This is a genomic window from Streptomyces sp. NPDC059695 (assembly GCF_042733785.1).
Taxonomy (GTDB): Bacteria; Actinomycetota; Actinomycetes; order Streptomycetales; family Streptomycetaceae; genus Streptomyces.
Genome location: NZ_JBHWFF010000046.1, coordinates 1 through 15057 on the forward strand (window position 1 = coordinate 1; position 15057 = coordinate 15057).

Below are 15057 nucleotides of genomic sequence, written 5' to 3' on the forward strand. Positions count from 1 at the left end.
GACCATGCCCTTCCTCACACCCGACCGGCGACAACGCACCGGTCTGACACACCGTCACTGACGCCACTCCACTGACACCAACCCGGCACATCGCATGGGGCGCGTCAAGGGAGGATGTCCCGATGTGCGAGATAACGTAGAGGGCGGCCTCAAGAGCAGCCAGTGGGGAGCATCAACTTGGCTGGAATAGGCCAAACTTGGATGACTCGTCACCGCTTCGGGCGAAGCCTTCGGGCGCGTTGCAGGGGCGCCGGCCCGCGCGGAGCTGGAGCTTTGCCGGGCCCCGCCCGCACCCCGGGCGGCAGCGGCGCGAGGTCCTGGGACTCCCTTCCGTCCCGGCTGTGATTCACGTCACTGCCGGCAGCTCGGTGCAGCACTCGGCCCCGTTCCGCCGTCATGGGGGCAGTGATCGAGACGGGACGAGGAGAGGAGGTCGGCGGGTGAGGTTTCGCAGGAGCGGTCCGGGCAACGGATTCACGGAGTTCGTCGCACATCGGTCGGGAGCGTTGTTCCGCACCGCGTATGCGCTGACCGGTGACGTGCACGTGGCCGAGGATCTGGTGCAGGAGGCGCTGGAGCGGGCGTGCCGACAGTGGCGGAAGGTCGCGGTGGCGGACTCGCCGGAGGCGTACGTGCGCAAAGTGCTGGTCAACCTGGCCAACGACCGCTGGCGGCGGCTGTCGCGCCGGGACGAGCGCCCCGGGCTGTCGGGGGTGCCCGAGACGGCCGACCCCCGGGACCGGTTCGGGCAGGTGGATCTGCGCGCGGAACTGATCGAGGCACTGCTCGGGCTGCCGATGGGCATGCGCAGCGTGGTGGTCCTGTACTACCTGCACGATCTGGACGCCCGGCAGGTCGCCGGCGTCCTGGACATCTCTTCGAGTGCGGTGAGGTCCCAGCTCGCCCGCGGCCTGGCCAAGCTGCGCGATTCCGTATCGGGCGCCCAGGCGCCGCACACACCGTCGGCCGCTTTCGGAGGTACCAAGTGAGGAACACGTCGTCCGGACCGGCCCCGTTCGAGCCGGGCCTCGAAGCCGAGCTGCGTGCCGCGGTGGCCTCCTTCGCCGACGGGCCGACGGCGCCGGTCGTCGACGCGGCCGCGATCGAGCGAGCCGTCAGCCGCAGCCGCACCCGCCGGGCGCTCCTCGGCACCGCTGCGGCGTGCTGCGTGCTGACGTGCGCCACGGTGGGGTTCTTCGCGCTGAAGCCCGTGCCGCCCGCGCCCGGCGCCTCCCCGTCCCTGTCCCCACTGGCGAACGGGGCGTGCACCCCGCTCGCCACCGGCACCCCCAAGAGCGGAAGCGCCGATGCGACTCCGACACAGGAGCAGGAGCAGACCGCGGGAGCGGGCATCGCGCTGCCGGACCTGGCCGGCATGCCGGTCGAACAGGCCGGAAGCCTGCTGCGCGGACTCGGACTGAGCTGCACGATCATGCGGCACACGGACTGGAACGCTCCCGCCGGGCAGGTGATCAGCAGTCAGCCCCGGGGCGGCGCAGAACCGGTGGCACCGGGCTCGTCCGTCCTCCTGCTGGTCTCGACGGGCAAACCCGGCGGAACCTGAGCGACCGGCCCCTGGGTCACTCGGCCCGCGCACCGGCCGAGTGACCCAGGGGCCGGTGCCGGGCAATCCGTCGACCACGGCGCACCGGCTGGACGCCCGCCCCTCCGGGCCGCTGCTGGACTTTTCCGAGGGGCGCGTGCGGGGAGGGCGGGCGCACAACCGGCTGCGCTTCGCGGTGCAGCTGACGACGGTGCGCTTCCTGGGGCGGTTCATGCCGGACCCGCGGCAAGTGCCGCATGAGGTGGCGGAGTACTTGGCCGAGCAGCTGGGAATCGAGGACGCCTCGGTGCTGGCGGAGAGCGGGGCCCCGATCACAGCGGAGCCGCTCGCTGACGTCGTTCCGCTCGACCGCTGCTGGATCTCCCCGGCGTGCGAGCGGGCCCGGTCCGGGCATGCGAGACCGGGCTGACGGTCTCGACGCCATGCAGGCGAGTCACTGACGGCGGATCAGAACGAGCGGGCTGTTGAGGTGCGTCGTACGGTCGCCGTGACCCCGATAGGACGGGTGTCCCCAGCCGGTCCCGTGTCCCTTCGCACGTGCGCGGGACCGGCTTCTCGCTCAGCACCCGGCACGTTTCCCGGGTTCGGGCGGCCGCTACAGCTTCACCGCCTCGACCCCGGCCGGTGGCGGCCTGCGGCCCCTGCGCGACCCGGATGTCGCCAGGCTCGACGAGGACGACGAGGAGTAGACGAGACCTTGGCGGCTCCCCGGAAGCAGCATTGTTGCCCGGGGTGAGGGCCGGCCAGGGGAGGGTTCTTCCGGAGTCGAAATTGGGGCCTCAGAGGTCGCTGGTAAGGGTGCCGTCCAAGCCCTCGATGGGGCTGCGGCCGCACTCCGGCGCCGTTCGCGACCCCTGGGCCGGCAGCCTCCGGACAGTCGCTCACGCGTCCGCCTGCGGCATCTGCAGAATGCCTCTGACCTGGTGTTTTCCTGGGATCTATCTAGCCTAAGAGGTTCTGCTCGACATCATCGGAGGGGACATCGTGAGCGAGGAAAACACCAGGTACGACGCCAGCCAGATCCAGGCGTTGGAGGGGTGGGAAGCGGTTCGGAAGCGGCCCGGGATGTACGTCGGCTCGACAAGTGAACGCGGCCTGCGTCAGATGGTGTTCGAGGTCGCGGACCGGGCGGTGAACGAGGTTCTGGCTGGCCGTGCCGCCTCCGTCGACATCACTCTGACGCCCGATGGCGGCGTGTGCGTCGCCGACGACGGGCCGGGCGTTCCCATCGACGAGACGGAGGGCGCCGGCGGTCCCGGGCTCGAAGCCCTGCTCACCCGAATTCAGGTCGGGGCGGGTACCAGAGGCCGTTACGACGTGACGCTTGACTTCTGTGGCGTGGGGCCCGGCGTTGTCAATGCCCTGTCGCGCCGGATGACGGCCGAGGTGCGCCGTGAGGGAGTCCTATGGGTCCAGGAGTACGCGCGCGGCGTGGCCGCCACTCTGCTCACCAAGGTGGGGACGGCGACCGGTAGCGGGACCACCATCACCTTCTGGCCCGACGCCGACATCTTCGGATCCGCGGAGTTCTCGTTCGACGGGCTGGAGGAGCGATTCAGAGAACTGGCCTTTCTGAACCAGGGCCTGGAAATCTCGCTGACCGACCTGCGCCGTTCAGATGAGCCCCGTTCGGTACAGCTCCGCTTCCCGGGCGGGACGCGGGACTTCGTCGACTTCCTCGGCGGCCACACAGCAGCGCCCGCCCCCATGGACACCATCGCCTTCGAACGCGAGGACCCTCGGATGGAAGGGGTGATGGAGGTGGCCTTCCGCTGGTGCAGCTGCCCTGAGAAGCGGGTGCAGAGCTTCGCCAACAGCCGGCCCACCGTCGGAGGTACGCACGTGGTGGGCTTCCGCGACGGGGTAGTGGCTGCGGTCACCGCGTATGCGCGGGAGCAGGGGCTGCTGACACCTATGGACCCCGACTTCGACACCGATCGGATCGGCGCGGGCCTGACGGCGGTCGTGTCGGTGAAGCTGGACCGTCCCAAGTTCGGAGGCTCTATGCGCGGCGTGCTGGGCAACTCCGAAGTACGCGAATGTGTCGGACAGGCCGTCCAGGACCACCTCGGCAGGTGGCTGAAGGAAGACCCGGAGCGGGCCGCAGCTGTCATCGACCAGATCGTCCAGAGTGCCCGCCGGGACTGACCAGCAACGAACCGCCCTGCTGGCTCACGAAGACGGGATCGGCAGGGCGTCGGCAGGATGCAGACGCTGGATCGGGGTTCAGAACGGCCATCAACCGCGCGTGCGGACTCGGGACCGCTCCTGGGACTCCTCGACGACCGGCAGGACCGCGACCGCGTCGGGCAGGGTCAGCAGGTCGACCGGAGCGCCGCCGGCAGCGTGAGCGGAAGCGGTGACGGCGAGGGAGGCCAAGGCGAGCGTGGCCGCTGCGGCGGCCCGAGTCAGGTAGGTGATCACTCTGGAAGAGGTATCGGCCCCGAGGCGAACGGAGGGCAGGGCCTGTCGGACGTCACTCCTGTGTGCACCCAGGTTCACCACAGATGATCATGAAACGGGTGCGATGTTGACGTCGGCGGGCGCCGCTGCGCCCCTTGTCGGAGCAGTACAGGAGCCATGGGTCGGGGCCCGCCCATGGCGGGCGGGCCCCGTGCTGCACACCCGCCCCGTACGGGGGAACGGAGCGGGCGGGCAGCGGTCTCAGGCGCCCGGGACGGGCTCGGGCAGCGCGGCCTGGGTGCGGTCCAGAGCCCGGTGCAGGGCGGTGATCAGGCGGGCCCTGGACTGGGCCTGGTGCAACGGGTCTCCGCGGCGGATCGCGGGGGCCTCGAGGCGGCGGACGGCCTCGGCGAGCGTGATCCGGGCCCTCTGCTCGTCGGGCGCGGGCCCGTCAGGGCTCGTCGGCAGCTGTTCCAGTACCGCGCCGAGGTCGCGGACCAGGAGCTCGGCGTAGCCGGAGAGCTGGAGGCAGACCTGCTCGATGTCGGCCCGGGGCGGGGCGGTGTTGTCGCTCCGCTTCCAGGCGAGCACGGCGGCGGCGAGACGTTCGTGGACGTCGGGGTCGAGCGGGATGCCGGCGTCCAGGGAGCCGGTGGGGGCGTGGACGGTGCTGCCGTACTTCACCTGGCCGCCTTCGACAGGATGGCGTCGAGCGTGGGCTCGACGGTGGCGACCGAGACGCCGTGGCGGCGCAGGAACGTGCGCTCGGTCTCCCGCTGGTGCCAGGAGAGGCTGATGTGTCCTAGGGAGGGGACGATGACGACGCTGATCTCGCCGAGCTCGGCGATCTCGCGGACCCTCGCCCAGCCGGTGCGGGACTGGGGCGGCCGGCTGATGAGGCAGTCGTCGGAGAGGACCCCGTCCGGCGCGGTGTTCCAGCCGTGGCCGGCGCAGACGGCGGCCGCGGCGGCCAGCATCCCCCGTAGGTCGTCCGGGTCGGGGTCGGACGCGTACAGGGCCGCCGTGGTGGTCGTCCGTAGTGCCCTGGGCGGGTTGATGGGGAACATCCGGGCTCTCTTCCGCAGTCGCTCCTGGTCCTTCCTCCAGGTAACCGCGCTCTGTGACCTGTCTCGGTAGACATGGGCCATCGTGAAACCGTGACCTGGGGTGGTTCAGGTTCAGTGAGACGGCGATGGCTGGTCTGTTCACTCAACCTGAGCAGTTGGCGCCTGCGGTTATGCGCCATCGTCGTGGCGGTGAGCGTGCCAGAGGCGTCTCAGGCCCCCAGCGTCCAGGTGATTCGTATGCCGGCTGTCACCGCGGTTCCCCGGCGAGGAAGTACCGGACATCGGCCGCCAGGGAAGCCATCTGCTCACCGGCCTCCAGCCAGGTGGTCACCGAGGCGCTCCAGCCGCCGGCGGCCTTCGGCCATGGTCGCAAGGTCCAGGTCAGTCCGACGTGGCCGCCGGACCGGAAGACGGCTGACACCGCGAGGTCACGGTCGCTGGTCTGCCAGCTCCGTTCGCCGTCCCATCCTCGGTAGTCGGCGGCGATCTCTTCCAGGAACGGGACCAGATCGCTGTCCCAGATCCAGGCGACGACCTCATTGACCCGGGCGGCCAAGGCTGGAGCCTGTAGTTCGACGGCGTAGTGCACAGAGTCTTCGTCGAAGCTGAACCGATCGCAGAACCTCACACCGACAGACGAGTTGTCCTGACAGCGGATCGTCACGCTGGCCTCATCGTCAGTGCCGACGTCTGGGGTGGTCATGGGCGGAACGCTAGGTCAGCAGCACGTTCGACGTCACTTGGATTCGCTGTCGGCAGGGTGGAGAACGGCTTCGGCGATTTCACGGACGCGCTCCATAGTGATGCCGGTCCGCTGTTCGACTGCGAGAGGGTGGTCGGTCGGCTCCAGCTCGATGAAGGGACGCTGTCCGATGGGGCGTGTGTGGACGTGGGTCTTCAAGTTGATGGTGCTGGGCGAGTAGAGGAAGAGGTCGGTGGACAGCCATCCGAAGTAGGGCTCCTCGGATTCACGTCCCGGGGTGTCCCAGAGGTCCGCGGCTCGGGCGAAGTTGTCCCGACTGAGGGAGACCCATGCGGCCCAGGAGAAGACCTCGTCGCTGCCGATGATCGGTATCTCGATCAGACCCTTGACGAAGTAGTGCTGTGCCTGGATGACGCACTGATCCGACGAGAGCAGGCAGTCCGCACGATCGGCGAAACGCGGATCCCAGACGTAGGGGGCCGTGGCCGAGTAGTTCATCGGCAGTTCGGCGTGATGGCTGCCGCAGCATGAGCAAGTGAATCCGAGGTCGCTGGTCATGAGCGGAGCCTAATGATCGGCTCCGATGTTGCTGACGTCAGTTCCCCTGCTCCGTCGGCCCCGTGTACTGCCGGTAGGCCCGCGGCGGCCTCGATGGTGTCTGCGATCAAGCGTAGTTGGTGGATGAACCACGGCTTGGCGGTGGTGCGGAGGGAGCTTTCATTGGGGAGCCGCCGGATGAACTCGGCGTGGAAGGCCCGAAAGTCCTCCTCAGCGCCGGAGAGTGCCAGGCTGCGCCAGTGCGGCGCTGCGTAGAACACCATGGCTTTGACGACCTCGGGATAGATCGCCGCGTAGCGCTTGGGGTCCCACGGCCGGACGGTGCGGGCAGGTCGGGGCTGCAGCCGAGCGAGTCGCTGTGTGAGGTCGCTGATCCGGTAACCGTGCTGCAGGAGGGTGATCCAGAAGCGGGAGGTCTGTTCGTAGCAGACGTTGATCACGCCGGGACCGTAGCGGCGAAGGAGCCGGTAGTGACGCTTCTGGGCAGCGACGATTTCCGGTAGATCAGCAAGGTCGAACTGGTTGACGGGGGCTTCGACGGCCCGGCCGATCCAGAGGCGATGCGGGATGCAGACCTGGTCGTGGTGTTTCGACATCCAGACCATGACGCCTTGGCCGGGGGTGCCGGTCCTGCGGGCGACACAGCGCCGGCACGCCCATCGGGCAGTTGCGGCGAAGGGACCATGCGGGGTGTTCCATGCCTGTCGCTCCCAGCGGGGGATCGCGTACCGGATCGAGGTCTGAGGCTGTCCGCTGAGGACACTGATCCGGCCGACCGGATCCAGGCGGGATTCCAGCCAGTGGGAGGGCCGCTGAAGGCGTTGGACGGGCATCGCGTTGGCCGTGGCGAGGCGGTCCAGGAACGAGGCTTCGGTCTCCTGCGGGAAGGGCTTGAGCGGACGCGGTAGCGGACGGAACACGGCGGCCTCGAACGGCATGCTCACCCAGCTTTCCTGCCTGCGTCAGGCGGGGAATCCGACTCGCTGTTGTGATCGATCCGGATGTTCCGCAGGGAGGCTTTGGTGATGCACTCGCTGCTGTCGAGGATGGCGGAGATCGCTGCGGCCCGGATCAGGTGGGAGAGGCTCCCGATCATGCCGCCGGTTCGCTGGTGCAGGTATTTCGAGAGCCCGGCCAGGGTGTCGGGCTGGTGATGGTGCAGGCGAAGGGTGCTCTCCAACGAGGCGATCAGGGCCTGCCACTCGGTGTTGCGGGGGAAGGCGCCTGTGCGGACCAGGATGCAACGGCCTCCGAGCTGCTTGCCCCTGATCCCGGTGAACAGCCCGGACTTCTCGACGTTGATGCCTGCATAGACGAAGGTCGCCGGGGGGTGCTCGGTGAAGTACTTCAGGTGATCGGAGAGGTCCTCGCCGGCGGTGGTCGCGTGGTTGAGCAGGTGGATTTCGTCGACCAGGACCAGCTCGGTGCGGGCCTCGATCATCACCTGGCAGACGGCGCTGGTGACATCGATGGTGTTGTGCCGCGGGTTGATCACGGGCAGGCCCAGGAACCGGGCGAACTCCAGGGCGAGTTTGCGCGGGGAGCCCTTGGGCGGGGCGGTGATGTAGACAACGGGAATGCGGTCGCTGCCCGGATACCGCTTATGGATACGCAGTTCGTGGGTGCGGCCGAGCTGTTTCAGTGCCGTGGTCTTCCCGGTCGTCCATTGGCCGGACACGATCATCCCGCGACGGGCGCCGTGTTCGCGCTGGTTGAGCAGGGTCAGCAGCCGTCCCTGATGCGAGATCTCCCTGACCGTGGACGTGTGCACGACCTGCAGCTCGGAGTGGTAGGCGATCCGGGCCTCGTCGTAGGAGGCCCGGAAGGCCGGGGAGAGCGCCTGCCACTGCTGATCGGGCAGCAGCTCGAAGGCAGCCGGGTCGGTCTCGACGAAGCGCCGCCAGCCCTCCAGCCGGGTGGAGGGATCGGTCCAGTCGTCCGGCAGACCGTCGCTCTCTCGCGCCGGTCCTGCGGGGTTCACCACCATTCCTCGGCCTCCTTGCGCGCGTCGAAGAACTCCAGCGGGACGACGCCGGCAAGCTCACCGCCCTCCTCCTCATCAACGGACACGTTCTCCACCTCCGGATCCGGCTGCGGTTCGAGTGCCGGCCGGGGCCAGGCGGGCTCGCTGGCGGCCCGTGTGCGGGCAGCGACCTTGCGGTCGCGCCGCTGTGCCGACCGGCTCTTCCCCTTCGGCCTGCGGCCAGAACCGAGGTCAGGCCCGTCACCGGCCCGATCCAGCAGAGCCTCCGCGACTTGGGCGACAGCTTCCTCGTCCGGCTTGCGCGGTCCTCGTTCTCGCAGGATCTGGTGGGCCCGGTCGAAGACCAGCTCGCCCATCGGGACGGGAGTGGTGCGCAGGTGGCGCCAGGTCGCGGTGATCCAACCCGTGTCGTGGTGGTTGCGAATCCAGACGCAGGAGATGTCGTAGGGGTCGTAGTGGACTGCCCAGCCCTTGCCGTCCGGGCCCGAGCCCGAGGGCTGCCGCCGGAACGGGGTGAGCGCCGGTGCGTCGTAGGTGCGGTTGTTGATCCGCACGCCGCTGCGGCCGATGACCCGCCATTCACGCGGCATGATCTGGATGTACTCCTCCGGGCTGAGCGAGACGGGGACGTATCCGGCCTCCGACACCAGCGCGGCGTACTTCTCGTTCGGGCTCAGCGGCCGGTCCCGCATCAAGGGGTCACGCAGCCCGTCGTGCGGCCTGGACTGCCAGACGACGATCCACTCCTGAAGGAGTTCCTGCAGCTCGTGGATGGACCAGACGGCCTGAGCGGCCGGGTCCTTGCCCCGTGTCTCGACGCTGCGTCCCGCGTAGCCGGACACATACTGGGCGAACAGCGTCGACACCGAACCCAGCGTCCGCTCGATGTGCGGCTTGTCGGTCGGTGTGTTCGGATGCGCGGGCTGGAACGAGATCCCCAAGTGACGACAGGCGTTGCGGAAGTTGTCCGAGATGAATGCCGTGCCGTGATCGCAGACCACCGTCTCCGGAACGATCACCGGGACCGCAGCGGCCTTTTCCAACCGCTCGTCCAGCGGCAGCAAGGAGGCGAAGGGCAGCACCGATCGCGACATGCGCAGAGCGTCGGACCAGCCCGGACGTACCGGCTCCGGTGTCATGGCGCGGGCCAGCAGCAACGCGGCATCCACCGCCTTCGTCGACGGCCGCAGCACCACCGCAGACAGGGTCCTGGTCGCCAGGTCCACCAGCCCCGTCATCTCGCAGCGGTCCACCGTTCCGTCGTCGTGGATGACCATGACGTCCAGCGGCGAGGAATCGATCTCCATCACCTCGCCCGGCCGGGCCGCCGTTAGCTGTCCGAACATCCGCGTCGGCTGCTTGCCCAGCGAGCGACGGGTGCGGGCCGACCCGAACAAGTGCTGCCCGGCCGTGACAGCCTCCAGCAGACGGTAGAACGCCGCTCTGGACGGCATCCGGACTGTTCCGGCTCCGTGCTCGGCGACCAGGAGCCGTTCGACCTGGCGCCGCAGCACCTGCGCGGAGACGGTCGGCTCATCGGTCCGGCTGCCCGCGACCCTCAGGATCGCGTCGATCACCCGGGGATCGGCCCGGCCCGTGCCCGTGGCCGGCCTGCGCATCCTGCCGTCCACCAAGCCCGCCACACCCTCGCGCTCGAAACGCGAACGCATCCGGCGCAGCGTGCTCAGCCCCACCTCCTCACCAGCGGCCCGCAGCTCGGCCACCTTGGCCAGCTCCCGCTGCCGCAGCGAATGCACCGCCGGGTCGTACTCGCCCCGCCTCGTGGCGTCGACACCGCCGTCCGGGTGGCCGGTGAGCAGCTCGGTCAGGTGCCTGCGCCACCACTCGGCCCGCTCCACCGCTTCCGCCCGCAGGCCCTCCAGCAATCCGGCCTCCGGCAACGGTGGGCGGCTCAACGCGGTGCCGAGCACGGCGAACCCCTCGGACACCAGGAGATGCCCCAGCAGCACGACACTGGCGGCCTGGGCATCATCGATCAGCCGCACCGAAGTACCGTGCAGGGCCGCAACCGTGTGCTCCCGCCCGTCAAAGCGAACCCGGTCACCCAGCGACAACAGCTTCGGACGCGTCGGCACCCCCACTCACCTCCCGCGCGACTGCGGATGCTGGGCGAACCGTCGTCGCCGCCGACAACAGCCCGGCCTCCAAATCCACCGCCAGCCCCCGACACCACAGCAGGTGGAAGAGCACCGGCAGCACGGCAATCGGATCGCCCACCGCACGAGCCCCGGCCAGAAGCCCCCGAGGATGGGCGAACGCCGCCCGCAACCCTGCCACCACCGGCTCGCGTCGTACTCGCGGATGCCGGTAGCCCGACAACCAGCGCAGATTCGCCGCCAACACCGGATCGAGCACACCAACCCGATCGAAATCCCAGCCCACCACGGCACAGGCCGCGGCCGTGGCCGCGAACTTCACAGCGTCCTTGGGCTCGATCCGGTCATCAGGGCGCACATCCAGCACCACGGCGGTGCCGTCCCGCCGGCGTACGAAATAGTCCGGTGTATGACTGATCCGCCGGGCCTGGCCACCGGGTCGCCATGAGAGCCGGAACGGCTGCGACGCGACGGCCACCACGTCCGGCTCGGAGTCCAGCCGCATCAGATGACCGAGCTCCACCCATGACTCGAAGCCCACCAACCCGCCACTGGTAGCAGCCCAGTACCAGCCGGGAAAATTTCGCTGTCCCGGGTACGACGGGAACGCTCGCACCTGCCCGGCAGCCTCGAAACGCGTCGGCCACATCACCCCGAGCGGCCCCTTGCGCAGCTCACCGCGAGCGTCGACGTACTCCAGCGAGAAGTCCTCAGGCTCCACCAGCCACCCCCACTCGGCGCTGACCACGTACGGCGACCGTAGGGAGCGGGGCACGGCGGTGGCTCAGAAAGAGCGAGACAGATCGGTAAATGGCCCAGGTCGACCGGGACGCAAGGCCAGATGACTCAGATGGACCGAGACTGGCCCGCTATCAGCGAGACAGGTCACTCGTTCCAGACAACCGCGATCAGGGCCGAAGGGTGCATATCGAAGTTGCGTTCCTTGCCTGCCAGTTGCGTAGCGACTTGACTCTTCCTTGACCCGCGCGGCGGGGGCGGTGACCTCTACCGTGGGGGGATGCCCCACGTGCGGAACGCGGTGTTCATCGCCTGGATGGCGAAGAACGACTGGACGGCGCTGGAACTGGCCCGCTCCCTGAACACAGTCATCAACGAGGTCACACAGCGCACCTCCACGCGCGGGGAGCTGTCCGAGGTGACGATCCGCAAGTGGCGTGCGGGCGAGACGACATGGCCGCAGGCCAAGGCACGGATGGCTCTGGAGCAGGTCAGCGTGCGTACAGCGGCCGACTTAGGGTTCCTCCCACCCGATCGCCGCAAGAGCCGTGCCGCCCCGGAGGACCCGTTGCACCGCCGTACCTTCCTCACCGCCGCTTCCCGGCCGGATGCAGGCACTGCTCGGCGACTTCCATCGCGACCTGATCACTCTCTCACCCGGCTCGGCCACCGCACTGGACTGAGCTGATCGCTACCGCACCGAATGGAGCCGCCCGTGACCCCCGCTTACACCCTGCGCCGCTACGGACACCCGCAGGCGGCCGAGATCCGGCAGACACTCCTCGACGTCCACGCCGAAGCCTTCGCCTCCGAGATGAATGACCGCTTCCACGACCAGGAACGCTTCGCCTGGTTCGTCGACCACTGGAGCGGCCTGCCCGGCTTCGACTGCGTCATCGCCTACGACGGCGACGAGGCGGCCGGCTACGCCTACGGCGCCCCCGCCGTCCACGAACGCGAATGGTGGCGCGAGTACCTCTCCCCCGCCCCGGCCGCCATCGACACGTTCAACCTCTCGGAGCTGATGATCCGCCCGAAGTGGCGGGCCACCGGCCTGTCCGCCCAGTTGCACGCCGAGCTCGTCGGCCGGCGCCCCGAGCCCCTGGCCGCGCTCCTCGTCGACGTCACCCACCCCCGCGTCCAGGCCCTGTACGAGACCTGGGGCTACCGCAAGATCGGCGAACGCCAGCCCTTCGCCGACTCCCCGCTTTACGCCGTGATGCTCCGCGGCCTCCCGCCGGCGTAACAGCCCCACGCCCCGCACGCAGAACGCCGCCGCATCCGGCCCTCGGCGCGTGAGCCGGGGGCCGGATCCGGTCTGGAACTCGCGCCTGGGCCACGCGCCTGCGATGGTCCCGGCTTCCCACGCCGACGTCTCAGTGGCACGAGTTGGCTTGTCAGAGGCATCGTCTAACTTGCGGGCCATGGGAAATTCAGGCGGATCATTGACGACCCGGTCCACAGGGGAACTGCACCAGCTCATGCGGGCAGCCGGGTTCACGGGCATCGACGACACGCAGGCGTTGGCGGAGGGCTGGCAGGTCACGGACTTCGCCGACGCCGGGCGGCGCAGCCTTGCGAGCCTCGTCGAGCGAACGGGGACACCGGCCATCATGCTGTCCTTCCTCGACAGCGATGTGGGCCTCGTCGAGGCCCTCACGCCAGACGGCAACAGCTGGGAGGGCCTGCTCAACCGCGAGAAGGCGAAGAGCTACGAGATACCTCTGGAGCACTTCCCCATCGAATCCGCCGTGGCCTGCGCACTCGCCTGGTCGGCCGCTGCCGGACTGATGCCCGACGAGGAAGCCATCCGGCAGACACTCACCGGGTCGGCCCTGTTCGCGGAAGAACTCTCCTCAGCCCTCCTGGTCGCCCTGGGACTGCCCGGCGCAACCTAACGAGTTCGTGCACGGTAAGCGGTGAGACGTCGAGGGCTTCAGCGGGACCGGTGCTCACCTCTGTCGTCGAGGGTTCAGGTCCGCGGTCTGCTGGTGGGAGAGCAGGCCCGCGACGGCCTGGACGGTGTCACTCATGTGCTCGCGGTGGCCGAGGTGGCGGGCCAGTGCCCGCCAGTTCTTGAGGTGGGCGATACCGTGCTCGACGCGGATCCGTCGTGAGGAATGCGCCTTGCGCTGCCGCTCGTACATTTCCTCGTACCAGTCCGGGGCGTTCTTCTTGAACTTGCGGTGCGGTGGCGTCACCACGCGTCCACCGGTCTGGGCGCCGAGGCCCTGGTAGCCGGCGTCCGCGAGGATCTCCACCGCTGGGCCGTCGGCCAAGAGCTTGACCAGGCCCAGCTGGCGGACATGGGTGATGTCCGCGCAGCTGCCTGGTCTGGCCGGGCTACTGAACAGCATCCGCCCGCTCTGGTCGGTGAGGACCGTGGTCTTGACGGCGTTCTGCTTGCTCTTCCCGGAGATGAACGTGTCCCGGTCCTTGCGTCCAGCGGCCGGCCGGCGGACCCGGATCTCGGTGCCGTCGATGATGCCGGTCTGCCCACTGGCGCCGAGGTGGTCAATGACTTCGGCCAGTGTTCGCAGCCGGACGCCGGGGCTGATCGTGCACCCCCGCTCGGCGAGCAAGGGCCGCATCTGGCCGATGGCCCGGGTGATGGTGGAGCGGTCGACTCCGAACCAGCAGGCCAGCACATCGTGAGTGGCCCCGTGGCGGAGATGGATGAGGGTGGCCAGGAGCCGATCGACGAGCACGAACCGGTGCTTCGCACCGGCGCCCACAGCACGCTTCCGCGGCCGAGAGGCCAGCTTGGCCTGGTGACGCTCATGCCATAACGGGCCCAACTCGGCAATGAGTTCATCGATCACATCGGCCGACAGCCCCGTGATCCGGCGATTGCTGACGATCACTGCACGAGTCACGGTCCCCACCACCCGACCATGATCAACCATCCGGGGCTCGACGTCTCACCGCTTACCGTGCACGAGCTCGTTAGAAGCCATCTCATTTGGCTGCCCACAGCGTGGAAAGTTGCTGGTAGGGCGTCTCGACCGTTGTTGGATTCCCCGATGAGCGACTACTGGACACCAGCCCACTTCGCGGTCGAGCATGAGGATGCGGAAACCCTGGCCCGCCTGCTCGCCCACGGCGCCGACCCCGATGAGGTCTTCAGCAACATGACGCTGCTGACGCACGCGATCGAGCGGCCAGCCGTTGACGGTGCACACCACTGCCGTGCTGCTGGCGTTCGGCGCGGATCCTGAACTCGCTGATCCAGGCGGTCACACTCCCCTGGACCTGGCCACTTCCTACGATCATGACCTGGCCGTACAGCTGCTGCGTACCCACATCAGCAAGCGAGCCGGCGGTAGCAGAGGAGGACGCAGGCGATGGTGGTGAAGGCGAGGAAGTGGGCGGCTTTGCGTTCGTAGCGTCGGTGGAGCCGACGGCAGCCGGCAAGCCAGGCCATGGTGCGTTCGACGGTCCAGCGATGGCGGCCCAGTCGCTGCGAGGACTCGACGCCCCTGCGGGCGATGCGGTGGATCATACCGCGTCCGCGTAACCATCGCCGCAGGTGGGAGTAGTCATAGCCCTTGTCGGCGTGGAGCTTGCCCGGCTTGCGCCGTCGGGGCCCGCGGCGGGAGCGGATCGGCGGTATGCCCTTGACCAATGGGATCAGGGCCTGTCTGTCGTGCAGATTGGCTGCCTAGATTCCGACAGAGATGGGCAGACCGGTTCGCTCGGTGATCAAGTGGATCTTCGAGCCGCACTTGCCCCGGTCGACAGGATTCGGACCTGTCAGGTCCCCCTTTTCATGGCCCGCATGTTCACCGAGTCGATCGCGCAGCGGGACCAGTCCAGCTCGCCTCGCGAACCGGGATCGTCGAGGACCAGGCGGTAGAGCTTGGCCCACACTCTGGCCTTCGTCCACTCAGAGAAGCGTCGTTCGGGCTGTCGCTCCCGACGGC

At 68.7% G+C, this 15057-nt stretch carries 17 protein-coding genes and 2 pseudogenes; 8 read left to right on the forward strand and 11 right to left on the reverse strand.

Features of this window, described 5'->3' with window-relative positions; all coding sequences use genetic code 11:
• The first annotated feature begins 440 nt into the window (after nt 1–440).
• The 4 genes from ACFV2S_RS34370 (at nt 441) to ACFV2S_RS34385 (ending at nt 3712) form a co-directional block, all read left to right on the forward strand.
• Entirely contained in the window at nt 441–989 is a 549-nt protein-coding gene (locus tag ACFV2S_RS34370; protein ID WP_376183312.1) for a SigE family RNA polymerase sigma factor, read from the forward strand.
• Nucleotides 986–1564: a PASTA domain-containing protein gene (locus ACFV2S_RS34375; protein WP_385568684.1), complete on the forward strand. Its 579-nt coding sequence runs from the start codon at nt 986–988 to the stop codon at nt 1562–1564. The genes ACFV2S_RS34370 and ACFV2S_RS34375 overlap by 4 nt, the downstream gene beginning before the upstream one ends.
• 55 nt (nt 1565–1619) lie before the next feature.
• Nucleotides 1620–1973, forward strand: a complete 354-nt coding sequence (locus tag ACFV2S_RS34380; RefSeq protein ID WP_385568688.1) for a DUF4158 domain-containing protein — start codon at nt 1620–1622, stop codon at nt 1971–1973.
• A 575-nt stretch (nt 1974–2548) separates the two neighbouring features.
• The gene (locus ACFV2S_RS34385; RefSeq protein ID WP_385568692.1) at nt 2549–3712 is read left to right on the forward strand and encodes an ATP-binding protein; all 1164 of its coding nucleotides are present in this window, start codon (nt 2549–2551) and stop codon (nt 3710–3712) included.
• A 90-nt stretch (nt 3713–3802) separates the two neighbouring features.
• Here ACFV2S_RS34385 and ACFV2S_RS34390 read toward each other — a convergent pair whose 3' ends face one another.
• The 9 genes from ACFV2S_RS34390 to ACFV2S_RS34430 form a co-directional block, all read right to left on the reverse strand.
• On the reverse strand, nt 3803–3988 hold the full coding sequence (locus tag ACFV2S_RS34390; protein WP_385568695.1) for a hypothetical protein: 186 nt from the start codon (nt 3986–3988) through the stop codon (nt 3803–3805).
• Nucleotides 3989–4228: 240 nt separating this feature from the next.
• The gene (locus tag ACFV2S_RS34395) at nt 4229–4651 is read right to left on the reverse strand and encodes a hypothetical protein (RefSeq protein WP_385568699.1); all 423 of its coding nucleotides are present in this window, start codon (nt 4649–4651) and stop codon (nt 4229–4231) included.
• On the reverse strand, nt 4648–5034 hold the full coding sequence (locus tag ACFV2S_RS34400) for a hypothetical protein (RefSeq protein ID WP_385568703.1): 387 nt from the start codon (nt 5032–5034) through the stop codon (nt 4648–4650). Before ACFV2S_RS34400 ends, ACFV2S_RS34395 begins: the two co-directional genes overlap by 4 nt.
• Nucleotides 5035–5281: 247 nt before the next feature.
• Nucleotides 5282–5737: a DUF6228 family protein gene (locus ACFV2S_RS34405; protein WP_385568707.1), complete on the reverse strand. Its 456-nt coding sequence runs from the start codon at nt 5735–5737 to the stop codon at nt 5282–5284.
• 33 nt (nt 5738–5770) lie between these two features.
• Nucleotides 5771–6235 (reverse strand): DUF2199 domain-containing protein, encoded by a 465-nt coding sequence (locus ACFV2S_RS34410; protein WP_385568872.1) that lies wholly within the window; start codon nt 6233–6235, stop codon nt 5771–5773.
• 56 nt (nt 6236–6291) lie between these two features.
• Nucleotides 6292–7233 (reverse strand): hypothetical protein, encoded by a 942-nt coding sequence (locus ACFV2S_RS34415; RefSeq protein ID WP_385568877.1) that lies wholly within the window; start codon nt 7231–7233, stop codon nt 6292–6294.
• A gap of 2 nt (nt 7234–7235) precedes the next feature.
• Nucleotides 7236–8282, reverse strand: a complete 1047-nt coding sequence (locus ACFV2S_RS34420) for a TniB family NTP-binding protein (RefSeq protein ID WP_385568711.1) — start codon at nt 8280–8282, stop codon at nt 7236–7238.
• Nucleotides 8273–10375: a Mu transposase C-terminal domain-containing protein gene (locus tag ACFV2S_RS34425; RefSeq protein ID WP_385568715.1), complete on the reverse strand. Its 2103-nt coding sequence runs from the start codon at nt 10373–10375 to the stop codon at nt 8273–8275. Before ACFV2S_RS34425 ends, ACFV2S_RS34420 begins: the two co-directional genes overlap by 10 nt.
• Complete coding sequence (locus tag ACFV2S_RS34430; RefSeq protein WP_385568880.1) at nt 10341–11117, reverse strand: TnsA-like heteromeric transposase endonuclease subunit; 777 nt, start codon at nt 11115–11117, stop codon at nt 10341–10343. The genes ACFV2S_RS34425 and ACFV2S_RS34430 overlap by 35 nt, the downstream gene beginning before the upstream one ends.
• A 297-nt stretch (nt 11118–11414) precedes the next feature.
• Here ACFV2S_RS34430 and ACFV2S_RS34435 point away from each other — a divergent pair, with 297 nt between their 5' ends.
• The 3 genes from ACFV2S_RS34435 (at nt 11415) to ACFV2S_RS34445 (ending at nt 13032) form a co-directional block, all read left to right on the forward strand.
• Nucleotides 11415–11822, forward strand: coding sequence for a hypothetical protein (locus ACFV2S_RS34435; RefSeq protein ID WP_385568718.1), 408 nt, complete (start codon nt 11415–11417; stop codon nt 11820–11822).
• Nucleotides 11823–11849: 27 nt separating this feature from the next.
• Nucleotides 11850–12380 carry a GNAT family N-acetyltransferase gene (locus ACFV2S_RS34440; protein ID WP_385568722.1) on the forward strand — a complete coding sequence of 177 codons (531 nt, stop codon included), beginning with the start codon at nt 11850–11852 and terminating at the stop codon, nt 12378–12380.
• Nucleotides 12381–12558: 178 nt separating this feature from the next.
• Nucleotides 12559–13032, forward strand: coding sequence for a hypothetical protein (locus ACFV2S_RS34445; protein WP_385568725.1), 474 nt, complete (start codon nt 12559–12561; stop codon nt 13030–13032).
• Between the two features lie 54 nt (nt 13033–13086).
• On the opposite strand, the gene ACFV2S_RS34450 is transcribed toward ACFV2S_RS34445, so the two are convergent.
• Nucleotides 13087–13998: a transposase family protein gene (locus ACFV2S_RS34450; protein WP_385568730.1), complete on the reverse strand. Its 912-nt coding sequence runs from the start codon at nt 13996–13998 to the stop codon at nt 13087–13089.
• 159 nt (nt 13999–14157) lie between these two features.
• On the opposite strand from ACFV2S_RS34450, the pseudogene ACFV2S_RS34455 reads away from it, so the two are divergent.
• Nucleotides 14158–14488 (forward strand): annotated as a pseudogene (locus tag ACFV2S_RS34455) (ankyrin repeat domain-containing protein).
• Here the strand turns inward: ACFV2S_RS34455 and ACFV2S_RS34460 are convergent.
• Nucleotides 14439–15057: pseudogene (locus tag ACFV2S_RS34460) on the reverse strand (IS5 family transposase); the annotation flags it as partial. The pseudogenes ACFV2S_RS34455 and ACFV2S_RS34460 overlap by 50 nt on opposite strands.

Bases quoted from the DNA above. Each gene is read 5' to 3' on its own strand.
- ACFV2S_RS34445 (WP_385568725.1), top strand. From the start codon at position 12,559: ATGGGAAATTCAGGCGGATCATTGACGACCCGGTCCACAGGGGAACTG.
- ACFV2S_RS34435 (WP_385568718.1), top strand. From the start codon at position 11,415: ATGCCCCACGTGCGGAACGCGGTGTTCATCGCCTGGATGGCGAAGAAC.
- ACFV2S_RS34405 (WP_385568707.1), bottom strand. From the start codon at position 5,737: ATGACCACCCCAGACGTCGGCACTGACGATGAGGCCAGCGTGACGATC.
- ACFV2S_RS34420 (WP_385568711.1), bottom strand. From the start codon at position 8,282: ATGGTGGTGAACCCCGCAGGACCGGCGCGAGAGAGCGACGGTCTGCCG.
- ACFV2S_RS34410 (WP_385568872.1), bottom strand. From the start codon at position 6,235: ATGAACTACTCGGCCACGGCCCCCTACGTCTGGGATCCGCGTTTCGCC.
- ACFV2S_RS34400 (WP_385568703.1), bottom strand. From the start codon at position 5,034: ATGTTCCCCATCAACCCGCCCAGGGCACTACGGACGACCACCACGGCG.
- ACFV2S_RS34415 (WP_385568877.1), bottom strand. From the start codon at position 7,233: ATGCCGTTCGAGGCCGCCGTGTTCCGTCCGCTACCGCGTCCGCTCAAG.